Source organism: Afipia sp. P52-10 (assembly GCF_000516555.1).
Classification (GTDB): Bacteria; Pseudomonadota; Alphaproteobacteria; order Rhizobiales; family Xanthobacteraceae; genus P52-10.
Map to the genome: position 1 here is coordinate 2,635,524 of NZ_AZSJ01000003.1, position 15,083 is coordinate 2,650,606.

The 15,083-nt window shown below is 59.8% G+C and carries 13 protein-coding genes; 8 read left to right on the top strand and 5 right to left on the bottom strand.

Annotated features, from left to right (window positions below; all coding sequences use genetic code 11):
- Window positions 1–45 precede the first annotated feature (45 nt).
- Window positions 46–969: a LysR substrate-binding domain-containing protein gene (locus X566_RS13750; RefSeq protein ID WP_034467118.1), complete on the bottom strand. Its 924-nt coding sequence runs from the start codon at window positions 967–969 to the stop codon at window positions 46–48.
- A 192-nt stretch (window positions 970–1,161) separates the two neighbouring features.
- Between X566_RS13750 and X566_RS13755 the strand changes: the two genes are divergently transcribed.
- Window positions 1,162–2,046 (top strand): SMP-30/gluconolactonase/LRE family protein, encoded by an 885-nt coding sequence (locus X566_RS13755; RefSeq protein ID WP_034468649.1) that lies wholly within the window; start codon window positions 1,162–1,164, stop codon window positions 2,044–2,046.
- A 32-nt stretch (window positions 2,047–2,078) separates the two neighbouring features.
- On the opposite strand, the gene X566_RS13760 is transcribed toward X566_RS13755, so the two are convergent.
- Window positions 2,079–4,199: a xanthine dehydrogenase family protein molybdopterin-binding subunit gene (locus X566_RS13760; protein ID WP_081740174.1), complete on the bottom strand. Its 2,121-nt coding sequence runs from the start codon at window positions 4,197–4,199 to the stop codon at window positions 2,079–2,081.
- A gap of 14 nt (window positions 4,200–4,213) precedes the next feature.
- Window positions 4,214–4,660: a (2Fe-2S)-binding protein gene (locus tag X566_RS13765; RefSeq protein WP_034467121.1), complete on the bottom strand. Its 447-nt coding sequence runs from the start codon at window positions 4,658–4,660 to the stop codon at window positions 4,214–4,216.
- Window positions 4,661–4,888: 228 nt separating this feature from the next.
- Here X566_RS13765 and X566_RS13770 point away from each other — a divergent pair, with 228 nt between their 5' ends.
- Together X566_RS13770 and X566_RS13775 are read left to right on the top strand one after the other, a co-directional pair.
- Complete coding sequence (locus X566_RS13770) at window positions 4,889–6,046, top strand: acyl-CoA dehydrogenase family protein (RefSeq protein ID WP_034467124.1); 1,158 nt, start codon at window positions 4,889–4,891, stop codon at window positions 6,044–6,046.
- 162 nt (window positions 6,047–6,208) lie between these two features.
- Window positions 6,209–7,225: a tripartite tricarboxylate transporter substrate binding protein gene (locus X566_RS13775; protein ID WP_160170470.1), complete on the top strand. Its 1,017-nt coding sequence runs from the start codon at window positions 6,209–6,211 to the stop codon at window positions 7,223–7,225.
- A gap of 215 nt (window positions 7,226–7,440) precedes the next feature.
- On the opposite strand, the gene X566_RS13780 is transcribed toward X566_RS13775, so the two are convergent.
- On the bottom strand, window positions 7,441–8,190 hold the full coding sequence (locus X566_RS13780) for an IclR family transcriptional regulator (protein WP_034467128.1): 750 nt from the start codon (window positions 8,188–8,190) through the stop codon (window positions 7,441–7,443).
- A gap of 90 nt (window positions 8,191–8,280) precedes the next feature.
- Here X566_RS13780 and X566_RS13785 point away from each other — a divergent pair, with 90 nt between their 5' ends.
- The 5 genes from X566_RS13785 to leuB all read left to right on the top strand — a co-directional run bounded on the left by X566_RS13785 (window position 8,281) and on the right by leuB (window position 14,006).
- Window positions 8,281–9,276 (top strand): tripartite tricarboxylate transporter substrate binding protein, encoded by a 996-nt coding sequence (locus X566_RS13785; RefSeq protein WP_034468652.1) that lies wholly within the window; start codon window positions 8,281–8,283, stop codon window positions 9,274–9,276.
- A gap of 69 nt (window positions 9,277–9,345) precedes the next feature.
- A complete protein-coding gene (locus X566_RS13790) occupies window positions 9,346–10,710 on the top strand; it encodes an MmgE/PrpD family protein (protein WP_034467131.1) in 1,365 nt (454 codons plus the stop codon).
- Window positions 10,711–10,806: 96 nt separating this feature from the next.
- The gene (gene leuC, locus X566_RS13795; protein WP_034467134.1) at window positions 10,807–12,207 is read left to right on the top strand and encodes a 3-isopropylmalate dehydratase large subunit; all 1,401 of its coding nucleotides are present in this window, start codon (window positions 10,807–10,809) and stop codon (window positions 12,205–12,207) included.
- Entirely contained in the window at window positions 12,207–12,830 is a 624-nt protein-coding gene (gene leuD, locus X566_RS13800; RefSeq protein ID WP_034467136.1) for a 3-isopropylmalate dehydratase small subunit, read from the top strand. Before leuC ends, leuD begins: the two co-directional genes overlap by 1 nt.
- 36 nt (window positions 12,831–12,866) lie before the next feature.
- Window positions 12,867–14,006, top strand: coding sequence for a 3-isopropylmalate dehydrogenase (gene leuB / locus X566_RS13805; RefSeq protein ID WP_034467139.1), 1,140 nt, complete (start codon window positions 12,867–12,869; stop codon window positions 14,004–14,006).
- An 83-nt stretch (window positions 14,007–14,089) separates the two neighbouring features.
- Here leuB and X566_RS13810 read toward each other — a convergent pair whose 3' ends face one another.
- Window positions 14,090–15,076: a tripartite tricarboxylate transporter substrate binding protein gene (locus tag X566_RS13810; protein ID WP_081740178.1), complete on the bottom strand. Its 987-nt coding sequence runs from the start codon at window positions 15,074–15,076 to the stop codon at window positions 14,090–14,092.
- Window positions 15,077–15,083 lie beyond the last annotated feature (7 nt).

A 15,083-nucleotide genomic window follows, 5' to 3' on the forward strand; every position in this document is an offset into this window, starting at 1 on the left:
TGTGGCTGGGACGGATAACAGTTATCATCGCCTGGTCGGCTGATCTCACTTGATCGGGCGCCAACCATTGGCAGGCGACAACGCCTTTACTTCGGTGCGGACGATGCGGGCGAGCGCGCGGGTAACCGAGGTCGATGGGCGTTGGGTCGATGTGGCGAGACAAAGTTCGCCGGTCATGGGCGGATTGGTAATCGGGAACACCTGCATTCGCCCTTCCTGCCGATAGCGGCGCGCGAGGCCGCTCGACATGATTGTTGCTGCGTGTCCATGCTCGACCAGGCGCAGGAGCGCTGAAAGTCCATCAACCTCAAGTGTGATATTCGGCTTGCCGCCATGCCTGGCGAAATAGGCATCGACAAGGTTGCGAAGCCCGTTTGGACGGTTGGGTAAAATCAGCGGAACGGTGATCAGTTCGGCAAAGCCGACGATCTCTCCCGTAAACGGAAGCTGCATCTGGTTGGCGGCTGCGAGATAAAGATCCTCTTCGACGAGCGGTTCGGCCTTGTAGAAGGTATGCCGGGCGACATTGTAGATGATGGCGACATCGAGTCGTGCCGTCGTCAGCCACTCCAAGATGTACCCGCTATAGGCCTCGACAAGCCGAAGTGAGATGTTCGGAAAGGCCTTCTTGAAGGATTCGACCACCGGAACTGTCAGCGTCGCTCCGATCATCGGGGGCAAACCGAGTACAACCTCGCCGGTTGGGGCAGCACTCAGCGACTTGATGGCGCTCTCGGCTTCGGTTGATGTGCTGACAATCGTCTTCGCATACTTCTCAAGCATGCGGCCGGCGTCGGTCGGAACAACTCCGCGCCCGTTGCGATGAAGAAGCATCTCACCGAGCTCTTCTTCGAGGTGTTTTATTTGCCGGGTGAGAAGGGGCTGGGCGACGCCAAGCATCACGGCTGCGCGCGAGAGACTCCCCGTATTAATGATCGCAAGAAACTGCTTGAGTTGCTTTATTTCCATGTGCCTGCGGGGCCAAACGGCCGCTGCCCGTTCCATCCCTGGCTGAGTTTCTTATCCACTATCTCCCATACCCGGAAAATCCCAACCTCGCCATGATTTTAGGTCGACGGGGCCCGAAATAACGATAACTGCTATAACGCGTGTCGTGGATCAGAGCCCGCTAGTCTCGAAGGGGATATGGAGCTCCTGATCATGCCGGTGGATACCGATCTCTTCACGGTGGTCGCAAGAACAGAAGACAAGCTTGGTGAAATCCCACTCTGGGATACACGAACCCAAAGCCTCGTGTGGGTGGATCTGCTGAAGCCGCGACTGAATCGCTGGGACCATCGCAGCGGTGCCAGCACATCGACAGTCATCAAGGAGAAGATAGGCTCGTTCTGCCTCGCGGAAGATGACTCCGTTGTGATCACCGGGCGCTCTGGCGTTTCTCGCTGGTGGCCCGCGCTCGACCGCTATGAGCACATCGCATGTCCGGAGGCGGATCGTCCGGCGAATATCATGAACGACGGCCGCGTGGACGGCCGCGGTCGTTTCCTCTTCGGCAGCATGGATCGAATGAACGGAGGTGACAGCGGTCGGCTGTGGAGCCTTACGCAGGGAGAGCCGCCACGGCTGTTGATCGATACCGGAGTGTTCGTGCCGAATGGACTTTGTTGGAGTCCCTGTGGTCGAGTTCTCTACTTCGGCGACAGCCACCTCGATTGCTTGTTCGCCTTCGATTACGACCTCGCAACAGGGGCCGTCACGAACAGGCGGGTGTTTGCAGACACGCGCGGGATAGGAGGCACGCTGGATGGCTGTAGCGTCGACGTCGACGGATTTGTCTGGCACGCGCGCTTTGGCGCCGGCAAGCTCGTACGGTTCGATCCGAAAGGCAGAATCGATCAATCGTGGACGATGCCAACACGCCAGCCGACACATTTGACGTTCGGCGGTCCCGAGCTGCGAACCCTTTACATCACGTCAGCACGCTTTCGCATGCCGGAGCGTGAACTCCTAGCGGATCCCGATGCAGGGGCGCTCTTTGCGATGGAGGTCGCGGTGAAGGGGTTGCCTGAGGGGCGATTCGCCTGAACCAGGTCACCTCAGGTTTCCCGGCCCGATGGTCAGCGGCAGTGACCGCACGCGCTTCCCAGTCGCCGCAAACATCGCGTTGGCCACGGCCGGTGCGGTACGCCGGCCTCGCCAACGCCGCCGAGAGCCGCTCCGCTTTCGATCACATGAACCTCGATCCGCGGAATGGAAGCGATGCCGAGGAGCGGGTAGTCATGGAAGTTGCTCTGCTCGCACTTGCCGTCGGCGATTGTGATTCTCTCTGCGAGAGCGGCGCTCAATCCCATGATCACGCAGCCCTCAGTCTGCCTGATGACATTCTCGGGATGGATGGCTTTGCCGCAATCGATCGCGCAGACGACGCGATGAACATTTGGAACTCCGCCCGTCATTGAGATTTCTGCAATGGCTGCGAACATGCTTCCAACGCATTCGGAGAAGGCAATGCCTCGATGGCGTCCAGCGGCAAGCGGTTGCTCCCAACCCGCCTCCTTCGCGACGCGATCGAGAACCGCAAGCCCACGGGGGCTCTTCTGCAGCAACCTCTGGCGAAATGCGTAAGGATCTTTGCCGGCCTTCGCCGCGAGCTCATCGATAAAGCTCTCGATAAAGAAGCCGTTTTGGGAGGCGCCGACGGAGCGCCAATAGCCAACCGGAACATGCGTCGGCTGATAGACGTATTCGCCGCGGAAATTCTTGATGGCATACTGCTGGATGCGCGAGGGGGATTGCGGCGTTTCGGTCGAGACGCCAAGGAATGCGACAGGATCAACCCCGTTGACGAACGGCTGGCCGATCGTGTGCTCCACGACCGAAGGTCCCACGACGCGCATGATCAATGCGCGCGGGAAGCCCTCAGGATCGAGATCGGCTGTGAGACGCGCGCTCATTGCTGGGCGGTAGAAGCCGTGCTGAATGTCTTCTTCCCTGGTCCAGATCAGTTTGACAGGTCGTTTAACGGCTTTGGCGATCAGCGCAGCCTGTTCGACGAAATCCTGTTCGAACTTTCGACCAAATCCACCGCCGACGAGCGTGGCGTTGACCACGATCTTGTCAGGGGCCATCCCGCTGACCTTCACAGCTACCTGCTGCACCCCGGTATGGTTCTGGGTCGGGACCCAGAACTCGAACTTGTCGTCCGTGAGGTGGGCCGTGCAGCACATCGGCTCCATCGTCGCGTGATGGATGAAAGGCACGGAATAGTCGGCGCGATAGAGATTTGCGCTCGCGCTATGGACCGTGCTTATGTCGCCGCTCTCGATGCCAACGGACGCGACTGGCGAGTCCAGTTGTATCTGTTGCGATTTCATGATGTCGTCAGTGGAAATCCGAGCGTGCGCTGTTCCGGAATATACTGGTTCGAGGAAATCCGCCGCGCTCTTGGCGCGCCAAAAACTATCGGCCACCACGGCGACCGCATCGGGAAGCTTGACGACGTCGATGACCCCGGGCATCGCTCGTGCCTTTGTGTCATCCACCGATACCAGTTTTGCGCCGAAGACCGGTGCTTGACGGATGGTTGCGAAAATCATGCCGGGAAGGCGGACGTCGATACCAAACACCGCGCTTCCGTTTACTTTCGCGGGGATATCGACGCGGGGCAAGCTCTTGCCGATGAGCGTGCGTGTTGTCCGCACAGCGGGTTCCTTTGGCTCGGGCAGTTTCGCAGCCTCGCCCGCCAGGGCGCCAAAAGTGGCCCTGCGTCCGCTTGGCGGATGGGAGACCTCGCCGTTGGCAACCGCGCATGCCGTGGTCTCGACCCGCCACTGATTGGCGGCAGCCTGCACCAACATCTCTCGTGCGGCCGCAGCCGAGCGCCGAAGCGGCGTCTCCCAGCGGCGGACCATCTGGCTACCTGATGTGTTCTGAAACGGGCGTCCGGGCGTGCGGTAGGCCAGGCCGAGTGGTGGCGCGACGACGGTCACACGCGACCAATCCGCGCCCAACTCATCCGTAAGGATCATAGCCAGCGCGGTATGTGAACCCTGGCCCATTTCGACGCAAGGGACGACGGCTGTCACCTGGCCATCCGGCGCGATGCGAAGGAAAGACCCAAAGACGGCAGCTGCTTGAGCGCGTGCCGCGCCGATAGGCAATCCGAGTGCGATCATCAATTCTCCGGCAGCGGAGCTCGCCAGAAACAGACGTCGATCGAGGGAGGTTATGGTGCTCATCGAAGTCTCCCGCCTCAACCATTTGCGGCGCGATGAATAGCGGCCTTGATACGCGGATAGGTGCCGCAGCGGCAAATGTTCGTCATGGTCGCCTCAATGTCCGCATCGGTTGGTTTCGGGTTGGTCGCGAGCAGGGCACTTGCGGCCATCAGCATACCCGATTGGCAGTACCCGCATTGCGGCACCTGCTCGAGGACCCAAGCCTTCTGCACAGGATGATCTGAGGCCTTGCTCAGACCTTCGATCGTGACAACTTTGTCATTGCCGATGTCCTTTACCGCGATCTGGCAGGATCGGACGGCGCTGCCATCGACGTGGACCGTGCAGGCGCCGCATAGCCCGGCGCCGCATCCGAATTTCGTCCCGGTTAGACCGAGTTCGTCCCTCAGCACCCACAACAGCGGCGTCTCGGGCTCTGCCGTCACGTCGACCGATCGACCATTCACCATAAGTTTCAGCATGAGTGTTGCCTTCCTGATCCGAGGTGACGAGCATCGGTCACGAGCCTGCGCGACGTTTGCCAATCGGCCAAACGAAGAGTCGGTCGGATCGCGTGATAACAGTTATCTCTTGTGCGCTTGCACCACTATCATTCATGGCTGTGGCGGCGTCGTTTCACGGCCACGCCGTCGATTACGCCGATAATGCACTGCGCGGACGACGCGCGTTGGTCAGGAGACAAACGCCGGATGATTGATGCGGCTCAGTACGATGACATTCGCGCTGAAGTGGCCAAGCTTTGTGCGCATTTCCCGGGCGAGTATTGGCGGGAGCTCGATGCGAGGATGGCTTATCCATCCGAATTCGTCCACGAGCTAACGAAGTCCGGCTACCTTGCGGTATTGATTCCGGAGGAGTACGGCGGCGCCGGGATGCCATTGTCGGCGGCTGCCGCTATTCTCGAGGAGGTCCAGCGGGCCGGCTGCAACGGCAGTGCGTGTCATGCGCAGATGTACGTCATGGGCACGATATTGCGTTATGGCAGTGCAGCGCAAAAGAAGCGCTATCTACCGCAAGTCGCGACGGGTGCGCTTCGCATGCAGGCTTTCGGCGTCACGGAGCCGACGAGCGGCACCGATACAGGCTCGATACGCACGACCGCTCGGCGTGATGGCGATTGCTACATCGTCTCCGGCCAGAAGATCTGGACAAGCCGTGCCGAGCATTCCGATCTGATGGTTCTTCTTGCTCGTACAACTCCCAAGGACCAGGTCGCCAAGCGGGCTGACGGATTATCCGTGTTTATCGTCGACATGCGCGAAGCCCTGGGCAAGGGAATGACGATCCGCCCGATCCGCACAATGATGAATCATGCCACGACCGAGATATTCCTGGACAATGTTCGGGTGCCTGCCGAAAATCTGATTGGCGAGGAAGGCAAGGGCTTCCGGTACATTCTCTCAGGCATGAACGCAGAGCGCATCCTGATTGCGGCTGAATGCGTCGGGGACGCCAAGTGGTTTCTGCAAAGGGCGTCGAACTATGCCAAGGATCGCGTCGTCTTTGGGAAGCCCATTGGCCAGAACCAGGGCATTCAGTTTCCGCTTGCGCGCGCTTACGCCAACATGAGAGCGGCCGAACTTATGGTACGCGAGGCGCTGTCGCTCTATGAGACGGGCAAAGACTGCGGCGCCGAGGCAAATATGGCGAAGCTGCTTGCCGCGGATGCCTCGAATGAAGCCGCGAACGTCTGTATCCAGACCCACGGAGGCTTCGGGTTCGCTGCGGAATACGATGTCGAACGCAAGTTTCGCGAAACGCGTCTTTATCAGGTCGCGCCAATCTCGACCAATCTGATCCTGGCGTTTCTTGCCGAGCACCGTCTTGGATTGCCGCGCGGATATTAACCTCGAAGCGCATGGCGTGCGTCGCACGCTTCAAACCATATAACTGATATTGATGTTTCACAGGTTTCCCGGCGTTGCGACACCTTCTACTTCATCATTCCAGATTGCCGATCGCTGGGTTGGATGCTGCGGTGCGGCCTCGTCTACGAGGGGAGAGTAGTGATGAAACGGCGCGGGCTTTCATTGTGCCACGGATTGCTCAGGCAGGCGCGTGTCAACAGCATTCGCGCAGCGATCGCATTGGCGATGGTTGCAGGCTCCTGCATCCCGGTTCTTTCTGAGGCTTATCCAACGCGTCCGATCAGCTTGATAGTGCCGTTTCCGGCCGGAGGCGGTACCGACACGCTTGCGAGACCGCTTGTCGAGCGGCTCAAGGAACACCTGGGCCAACCGGTCATCATCGACAATCGCGGCGGAGGGGGCAGCAACATCGGAAACTCGGCCGCCGCGCGGTCGGCGGCTGATGGCTACACGCTGCTGATCAATACAGACACCATGGCGGTCCTTTCGTTGCTTTTTGCCAAGCTCACCTATGATCCGATCAACGATCTGACGCCGGTCGGCTATATAGCCAGCGTCCCGATGGTGATCGCGATCAATCCGAAGTTGCCGGTCAATTCTGTCCAGGATCTTATCGAGAAGGCTCGTAAGGACAACGACAGCCTCAACTTCGCGAATGTCGGAACCGGAACGCCGCAGCATCTTGCATTCGAATTGTTGTGCCGTGCCGCCGGCATCAAAATCAATCAGGCGGGCTATCGTGGTGCCGGCCCGGCCATCAATGATGTCGTGGCCGGTCACATCCAGTTTGGCGTGTTCACGCTCGGCTCGGTTCTCCCACAGATCGAGGCCGGAAACATGCGCGCGCTTGCGGTGCTAAGCGACAAGCGACATCCTGCGGTTCCGAATGTGCCGACCATCGTGGAGGCGGGATACAAGGACGTTCAGGTGCCGATTCGGTACATTCTCTTTGCGCCGAAAGGTATGCCGCATGCGATCATGACGAAGCTGAACAAGGCACTCGAGTCCTCCGTTGCGTCGCCGGAGATGACAAACGTACTGTCGCGGAATGCATACGAACCGCTCTACGGGTCTCCTGAGGAAATCTCAAAACTGATGCGCGATGAGAACGCGCGATGGTCGCCTATCGTCAAGGAGCTTGGGTTACGTCTCGATTGACCCGCCGGCGTGTCATCGAGTCTGACCCAGAGCATGTGAGGTCAGCCCTTCGGTGAGTGGCCGGCCGCTTCTCTTGAGCCGCTAGCCTCTTTGCAGTCGCTTTGGTCTACTCCATCGCAGCCGCTGATAGCAGCATGGATGTGGACGGATCGGCGCATTCCGCGCGCAGAACTTATCGCCGCCCTGGGCAGATTGCGGTTCTATCTCGATCCTTACTATTTCGTGTGCGATTTGCGCCCAAGGAGTTGCGCGTCGTATTCGCGCAGCCGCATGGATAGGCGCTGAGCGGCTTGCGTCAGAAGATCGCTTGTCTCCGGCTTTTTCAGTTTGAGAAAGAGCCGGCTGCGTGGCCCTGCGATGCTCAGAACACCGATGAGCGCGCCGTTTTTGCCAAATACCGGAGCAGCTATCGATGCCATCTCCGGATCGCGCTCGCCGAGTGATTGAATGACGTCGCATGATGCCGACAGCGATGGCTTGCCGTGCTCGTAGAGCAGGAAGGCGCGCCCGGCAGCGCCGCGGTTGAGCGGCAAGCGCTCGCCGATGCTGAGCTGATCCCTGACAGTCTGCTTGGAATCCACACGGAACAGGCAGAGCCGCTGATTGCCGTCGCGAATGTAGTAGGAAGCACTTTCGGCCGTCTTGGCCATCAGATCCTGCAATTCCGGTTCGACGAATTCGCGTAGATTGAATGACCGTTCGTAGATCGTCGCCAGGTTCAGGACCGATGCATCGAGGCGGAAATGTCCGTCGGCGGTGCGCGTGATGAACTGAGCGGCCTCCAACGATACCAGAAGGCGAAGCAGGGTGCTCTTGTACAGTCCGGTTCGCGCCGCGAGGTCGCCGAGCGACAGGTGCGAGTCGCCGGGGCCAAAGGCCAGCAGAACAGAAAGCGCGCGATCGACCGCCGCAACTCCGCCGACCTTCGACGGCGCTGCCTTTCTTCGCTGGGATGAGGTGAGCATCGCTGACACGTCCGAAAAACCATCTGCATTCTATTAGAGAGAATGCCGTCCGGCAAAGCGCTGTATCACTATCTCCGGGGAGAGAGAAAGATGCAGAAAACCAAGATACCGGCGAGACTTTCGCGGCGCAGCGCACTCGCACTTTCCACATTCGGGCTTGTGGCCCTCGGGGCGATGCAGGTGTTTGCTGCGGCCGACACGCTGAAGATCGTGGTTGGCTTTCCGCCCGGTGGTGGCACGGATCTCGTGGCTCGTGCCTTGGCTGAACAGCTCCGCAAAGCAAGCGGCCGGGCGGTGATCGTCGAAAACCGGCCTGGTGCGGGATCGAATATCGCCTCCGATGCCGTGGCACGGGCCGTGCCCGATGGCAACACAGTGTTGCTTGGCGGCAACTTCAGCCATGCCATCAATCCGCATCTCTACACGCATTTGACATTCGATGTGCAGAGAGACTTCACGCCGCTGACGCGCGTCAACTACGGCCCATTCCTGTTTGCCGTGCGCAAGGAGAGTCCGATTCATTCATTCACGCAGTTAATCGATCAGGCGAAGTCTGCGCCCGGCAAGTTTACTTATGGCTCCTCCGGCAACGGGACGCCACAGCATCTTGCTGGATCGTGGCTGGAAAAGACCACCGGTGCCCAGTTCCTGCACGTTCCCTACAAGGGAGGTGCGCCTGCGGTGATGGCTCTTTTGGGCGGTGAGATCGACTTCCTGGCGGGATCTATCGCGGTGCTGTCGCCGCAGATTGCGGCCGGTGCACTGCGGCCGTTGGCGGTGACGAGCGCGAAGCGCTGGCCAACGGTACCGGACGTGCCGGCGATGCTCGAACTCGGAGTGCAGGATTTCGATCTGTATATCTGGCTCGGGCTTTGGTTACCCGCGGGCGTACCATCCGACAAGCTGGCCGAGTTGTTTGCGATGTTCCGGGGGGCGATCGAGTCCGCGACCGTTCAGGAGATCCTGACGCGCGAAGGTCTCACGCCGAGCCCATCGGAGTCACCTGAAGAGTTCGCAGCGTTTGCCGCGAGCGAGTACGCGCTATGGGGCAAGATCGTGAAGAGCTCCGGCGCGCGCGTCGAATAACGGGCGCGCGTCAGGAGGCGGTCGCCGCTTTCCATTCGTAATCAATTACCAATGACAGGAGTTTCAGTCATGCCTTCCGCCGCAGAGGCGCTGGCGGCCTTCGCCGTCGATCTGTCCTATGAGACATTGCCGCCCGAGGTCGTGCATAAAGCCAAGCAATTGCTGCTCGACACATTGGGCTGTGCATTTGGCGGTTATCTGAGCGAGCCGAGCCAGATGACCCGCGCGACAGTGCGTAATCTTGGTGGTGTGCCGGAGGCGACCATCATTGGAACCGGGGACCGGACATCGAGCGCCAATGCCGCATTAGCGAACTGCGTGATGGTTCGATACCTCGATTTCATGGATATCTATCGCAGCAAGGATGGTTGTCATCCGAGCGAGAACATCCCGACTGCGTTGGCGGTGGCAGAGCGCCAGAAACGCAACGGACGCGACCTCCTGGTTGCGATCGTGCTGGGCTTCGAGGTCCAGCAGCGGTTCGCAGATGCTATTCCCTGCCATCACCTCGACTGGCATCATGTAACGGCGGCTGGATACGTCACGCCGGTGGTGGCTGGCAAGCTGATGAATCTCGACCGCGAGCAGATCGCAAATGCGATCGGCATCGGCGGTTGTCACAATCATGCTCTGGCCGATCTGCTTGGCGAATGGTGGGCTGGCACCGGCCAGATCAGCATGATGAAGGCGATCGGCTATGGCTTTGGTTCGCAGAGCGGCATTACGGCGGCGATGCTGGCGGAGCAGGGGTTCACGGGTCCGAAGACGATCATCGAGAGCTTCAACCGCGTCGTTGCACAGAACCAGGACCTGACGCCGATCATCAAAGGTGATGATCATTTCAAGATTCTTGATACGAGTCTGAAAAGTTTCCCGTCCGAATATCTGTCGCAGTCGCCGATCGAAGTGCTGCTGGCGCTGGCAAAGGAGAACGACATCGATCCCGCCAAGGTGAAGAGCATTCATGTTCGCGCGAATACACGGGCGAGCATTCTGGTGAAGGATTCTTCATATTATCCGCAGACGCGCGAGTCAGCCGATCATAGCATTCCTTACTGTCTGGCGATGGCACTGATCGATCGTGAGCTGTCGCCGGCTCAATTCATCCGCGAACAGTGGAACGACCCCCGCGTGATCGAGCTGATGCGCAAGGTTAGCTTTTCGGTCGACCCGGAATTCGATCGGATGTTCCCCAAGGCTCGACCGTGTGTCGTGACTGTGACGATGCAGTCAGGGGCCGTGTACGAGCGGAGGATCGATCATCCGCGTGGATCGCCGGGCAATCCCATGACGGACGCGGAGATACAGAACAAGTTCGCCAAACTATCGGCGCCGCTGATGTCGAATGGGCAGATCGAACGGATCGTCGACACCGTCAACTCATTGGATCGTCTCGACGATGTTGGGGAATTGATGGCGCTGACAGTCGTGTGAGCCGAGAGAGGGGACGTTGTTATCCTGGCTCCAACGACGTCCCCTCGCGAGCTCGACATTCAACGCGTATCACGTTTTCCGCGGGTGATTTGAAACATGCCTGACTTGACGTTACTGGATAAGCTCTGGGATCCTCATGTGGTGCGCGATTACGGCAACGGATTTGCGCTGCTGCACATCGATCGTCACCTGCTGCACGATCTGTCGGGTGCCCGTGCCCTGCTGTTCACCGAGCAGCAGGGACACAGCGTCGCCAATGCGGAGTTGTGTTTTGCTACCGCCGATCACGCAGTCTCGACCGCGCCGGGGCGAACCGGGGCGACGTTTCCGCCCGGCGCAAAATTGCTGGAGGGGCTGCGCCAGCGGGCGTCGGAGTACGGTATCCGCGTGTTCGATCTTGGCGAAGACGGACATGGCATCGTGCATGTGATGGGTCTTGAGCTCGGGCTGACGTTGCCTGGCGCAACACTCATTTGCGGCGATAGTCATACCTGTACGCATGGTGCTGTCGGCGCACTCGCTTTCGGAGTCGGATCGAGCGAATTGGTTCATGCATTGGCCACCCAGACATTGGTTCAACGCAAGCCGAAGGCGCTTCGCATTCGGTTTGAGGGGGTGATGTCACAAGGCGTGACGGCCAAGGATATGATCCTGCACCTGATCGGGATGATCGGGACGGACGCGGGGACAGGATATGCGGTCGAATACGCGGGATCATCTATTCGCGCGATGCCCGTGGAGGGTCGCGCGACCATCTGCAATCTCTCGATCGAGATGGGCGCGAAGATCGGGTTTGTCGCTCCGGACGATGTAACGTTGCAGTATCTCGCCGGGCGCGATTTTACGCCGAAAGGCGCTTTGTGGGATCGTGCGGTGGATCATTGGCGCAGCTTGCGCTCGGAAGAAGATGCGACGTTCGATCGCGAGCATGTGGTTGATGTCGCGGCGATCGCGCCGCAGATTACATGGGGCACCAGTCCGGAGCATGTCATCGCTGTCGACGCGGTAATCCCTAATCCAGACCGCGCGGGCGATGCGACTTGCGGCCACGCCTGGGCTGAAGCATTGCGTTATCAAGGCCTCGAGCCCGGCAAGCCCATTGAAGGCACTCGAATCGATTGGGTCTTCATCGGATCGTGCACCAACAGCCGGCTATCGGATCTGCAGGATGCCGCGGGGTTGCTCCGGGGCCGCCGCAAAGCGGAGCATGTCCGGGCTTGGGTGGTTCCCGGCTCCGAACGGGTCAAACGCCAGGCCGAAGCGGAGGGACTCGATCGCGTATTTCGCGAGGCCGGCTTCGAATGGCGCGAGGCGGGATGTTCGATGTGCCTTGCCTCGAATGGCGAGCAGGTGCCGCCCCAGGCGCGCTGCATATCGACATCCAACAGAAATTTTGTCGGGAGGCAGGGACCAGGAGCCCGGACCCATCTCGCCAGTCCGGCCATGGCGGCGGCAGCAGCGATCAAGGGCGCGATCGCGGATGTGAGGAAGCTGTAATGCAGGCATTTACGGTTTTGACGGGTGTTGCGGCACCATTGGTCGTACCGAACATCAACACCGATGTCATCATCAGAATCGAGCGGCTGATCGGAGCCGACCGGGATCATTTGGGACCATATTGTTTCGAAGCGCTCCGCTATCGTCCGGATGGCACGGAAAATCCGGATTTTGTTCTGAATCGTCCGCCATGGCGCGGTGCCCCGATCATTCTGGCGGGGGCGAATTTCGGGTGCGGCTCGAGCCGGGAAGGCGCGGTATGGGCGCTGATGGGACTTGGCGTTCGTTGCATCATCGCGCCGAGCTTCGGCGAGATATTCTTCAACAACTGCTTTCAGAATGGATTGTTGCCGATTGTGCTGCTCGAAGCCGACGTCCAGCGAATGGCATCCGAGGCCGAGGCGGCGCCAGACGGTGGTGCAATACACGTCGATCTTGTGCGTAAGATCGTGGCGTCGCCGGCAAAGTGTGAGACGGCATTCGCAATCGACGATCGTCGTCAGAGGGCGTTGCTTGAGGGGCTCGACGAAATCGGACAAACACGTCTCCACAGCAACGAGATTGTGGCTTGGCAGGATGCCGACCGCAGGTCGCGGCCGTGGATTTGGTTTCGTGCGAGCTGAAGCCACGGTTCGGATACAGAGAGGAGCGAACGCGTGATGGTTGCTGAGCGTCGGGTACGGTTGCTCATTTTACCAGGGGATGGGATCGGTATCGAGGTGATGCAGGAAGTGCGCCGCATTGTCGAATGGTTTCGCGATGTACGCTCATTGCCGCTGGATCTTCACGAGCGGCCGTTTGGCATGGCGTCCTGGCAGCGTTATGGCAGTTTGATACCGGACGAGACATGGCATGAAATCGAATGGGCCGATGCCATCCTGTTTGGCGCAGTCGGTTCGATCGATCAGCAGACGGCACAGATTCCTGCCGAAGAGCGCAAGAGGGGCGGCTTGCTCCGCTTGCGGAAATCGCTCGACGTTTTCGCCAACCTGCGGCCGATCCGGCCGTTTCCGCCGCTGCTCGATATGTCGAGCCTCAAAAGCGAAGTGATCGAAGCCGTTGATCTGGTGTTCGTCCGGGAGCTGACGGCCGGTGTCTACTTCGGCGAGCCACGCGGGGTGGAGCGGCTTGCCGATGGCCGCCGGCGCGGCGTGAATACGCATGTTTACCATAGCGACGAGATCGAGCGCGTGGCGCGTGTCGCGTTCGAACTGGCGCGCCGGCGCCGCGATCAAGACCGGCCGGGCGTGGTGCATTCTGTTGACAAGGCCAATGTCATGGAAGCAGGCCGACTCTGGCGGGAGACGGTTCAGTCCTTGCACGATCGCGAGTTCGCGGACGTGCCGTTGCATCATATGCTGGCGGACAATTGCGCGATGCAGCTGGTGCGCAGGCCCGCTCAGTTCGATGTCGTGCTCACAGACAATCTGTTTGGTGACCTGTTGTCAGATTGTGGAGCGATGATTGTTGGTTCACTCGGAATGTTGGCGTCGGCGTCGTTGTCCGGGGTCGATGCCACCGGCCGGCGGCGCGCGCTGTATGAGCCCATTCATGGCAGTGCCCCCGATATTGCCGGGCGCGGCATCGCCAATCCGCTGGCGGCGATCCTAAGCTTTGCTCTGTGTTTGCGCGAAACGGTCGGGGCTTCTCGTGACGCGGATTTGTTGGAGGGCGCAGTGACGGCGGCGCTTGCGAAGGGCGCGCGCACTGCGGATATCGCGATGGGACATGACAGCCTGACAACGTCGGCAATGACCGACGCGGTTCTGCAGGAGCTCGATCGTGCGGCCGATGTGTAGATTCGCTTGTCGGGCTGCTTGTGGGACCTGCACCTAGGATCTAGTGCGCAGCTGTTTCAATTTTGAAGCCGCGAAAGGCATGCTTAGTCCCGCTCGATCTTGGCGGACTCGGCAATCTTGCCGAACATGTTGGACTGAGCACGAATGTAGGCGGCAAGTTGCTCCGGCGTCGTATTTGAAAGATCACGGTAAACTCCCAAGTCGCGCATGCGGACCAAAAGCTCATCTATCTGCAGCGCAGCCTGAATGTCGCTATTCAATTGCGCGATAATAGCGGGCGGTGTTCCTTTAGGGGCCAACACCGCGAACCATCCGGAGATTGCGAATTTCGATAGCGTGTCGCTCACCAGGGGAAGGCCTTCAAGCCCCGGCAAATGCCGGTCCGAAGTCACGCCAAGCGGGACAAGGTTGCCGGCTCTGATTTGCGGCATCAGGGCCGGGACGCCGTCGATCACCAGATCGACGACGCCGGTCATCGTATCGGTGATCGCCTGCGAGTTGGTGCGGTAGGAGACGTGCTGCATGTCCACATCGGTCATCGACTTGAACAACTCGCCGGTCAGATGCGGAACGTTCTTCACGCCAGGTGTCGCATAGGAGAGCTTGCCAGGATTGGCCTTTGCCCGTGCGATCAATTCTGGAATCGTTTTGACGCCAATCTTTGGAGATGCCGCGATCAGCATCGGACCGTCGCCGATGAAGATAACCGGATCGAAGTCGTTCTCGATGCTGAACGGCATCTGCTTGAAGATGTGCTGGTTTAATGCCAACGGTGCGGCCTGGCTGAACAGGAGAGTATAGCCATCCGGCGCCGTTCGCGCCGCCGCCGCGACGCCGATGTTGCCGCCTGCGCCCGGCTGGTTTTCGACAATCACCTGTTGTCCCCACTTCTGGGTGAGGCGGTCTGCGATGAAGCGTGCCATGACATCCGGCGCACTGCCTGATGAGCCGGGCACGATCAGTCGAACATACTTCGTCGGCCACTCCCGAGTCTCGGCGCGGGCCGTCAGGGCAGGCAATGACAAAGCAAGGGCAATAAGCAGGGCGCAGGTACGCGGAGTCGCGACCATGAGGTCT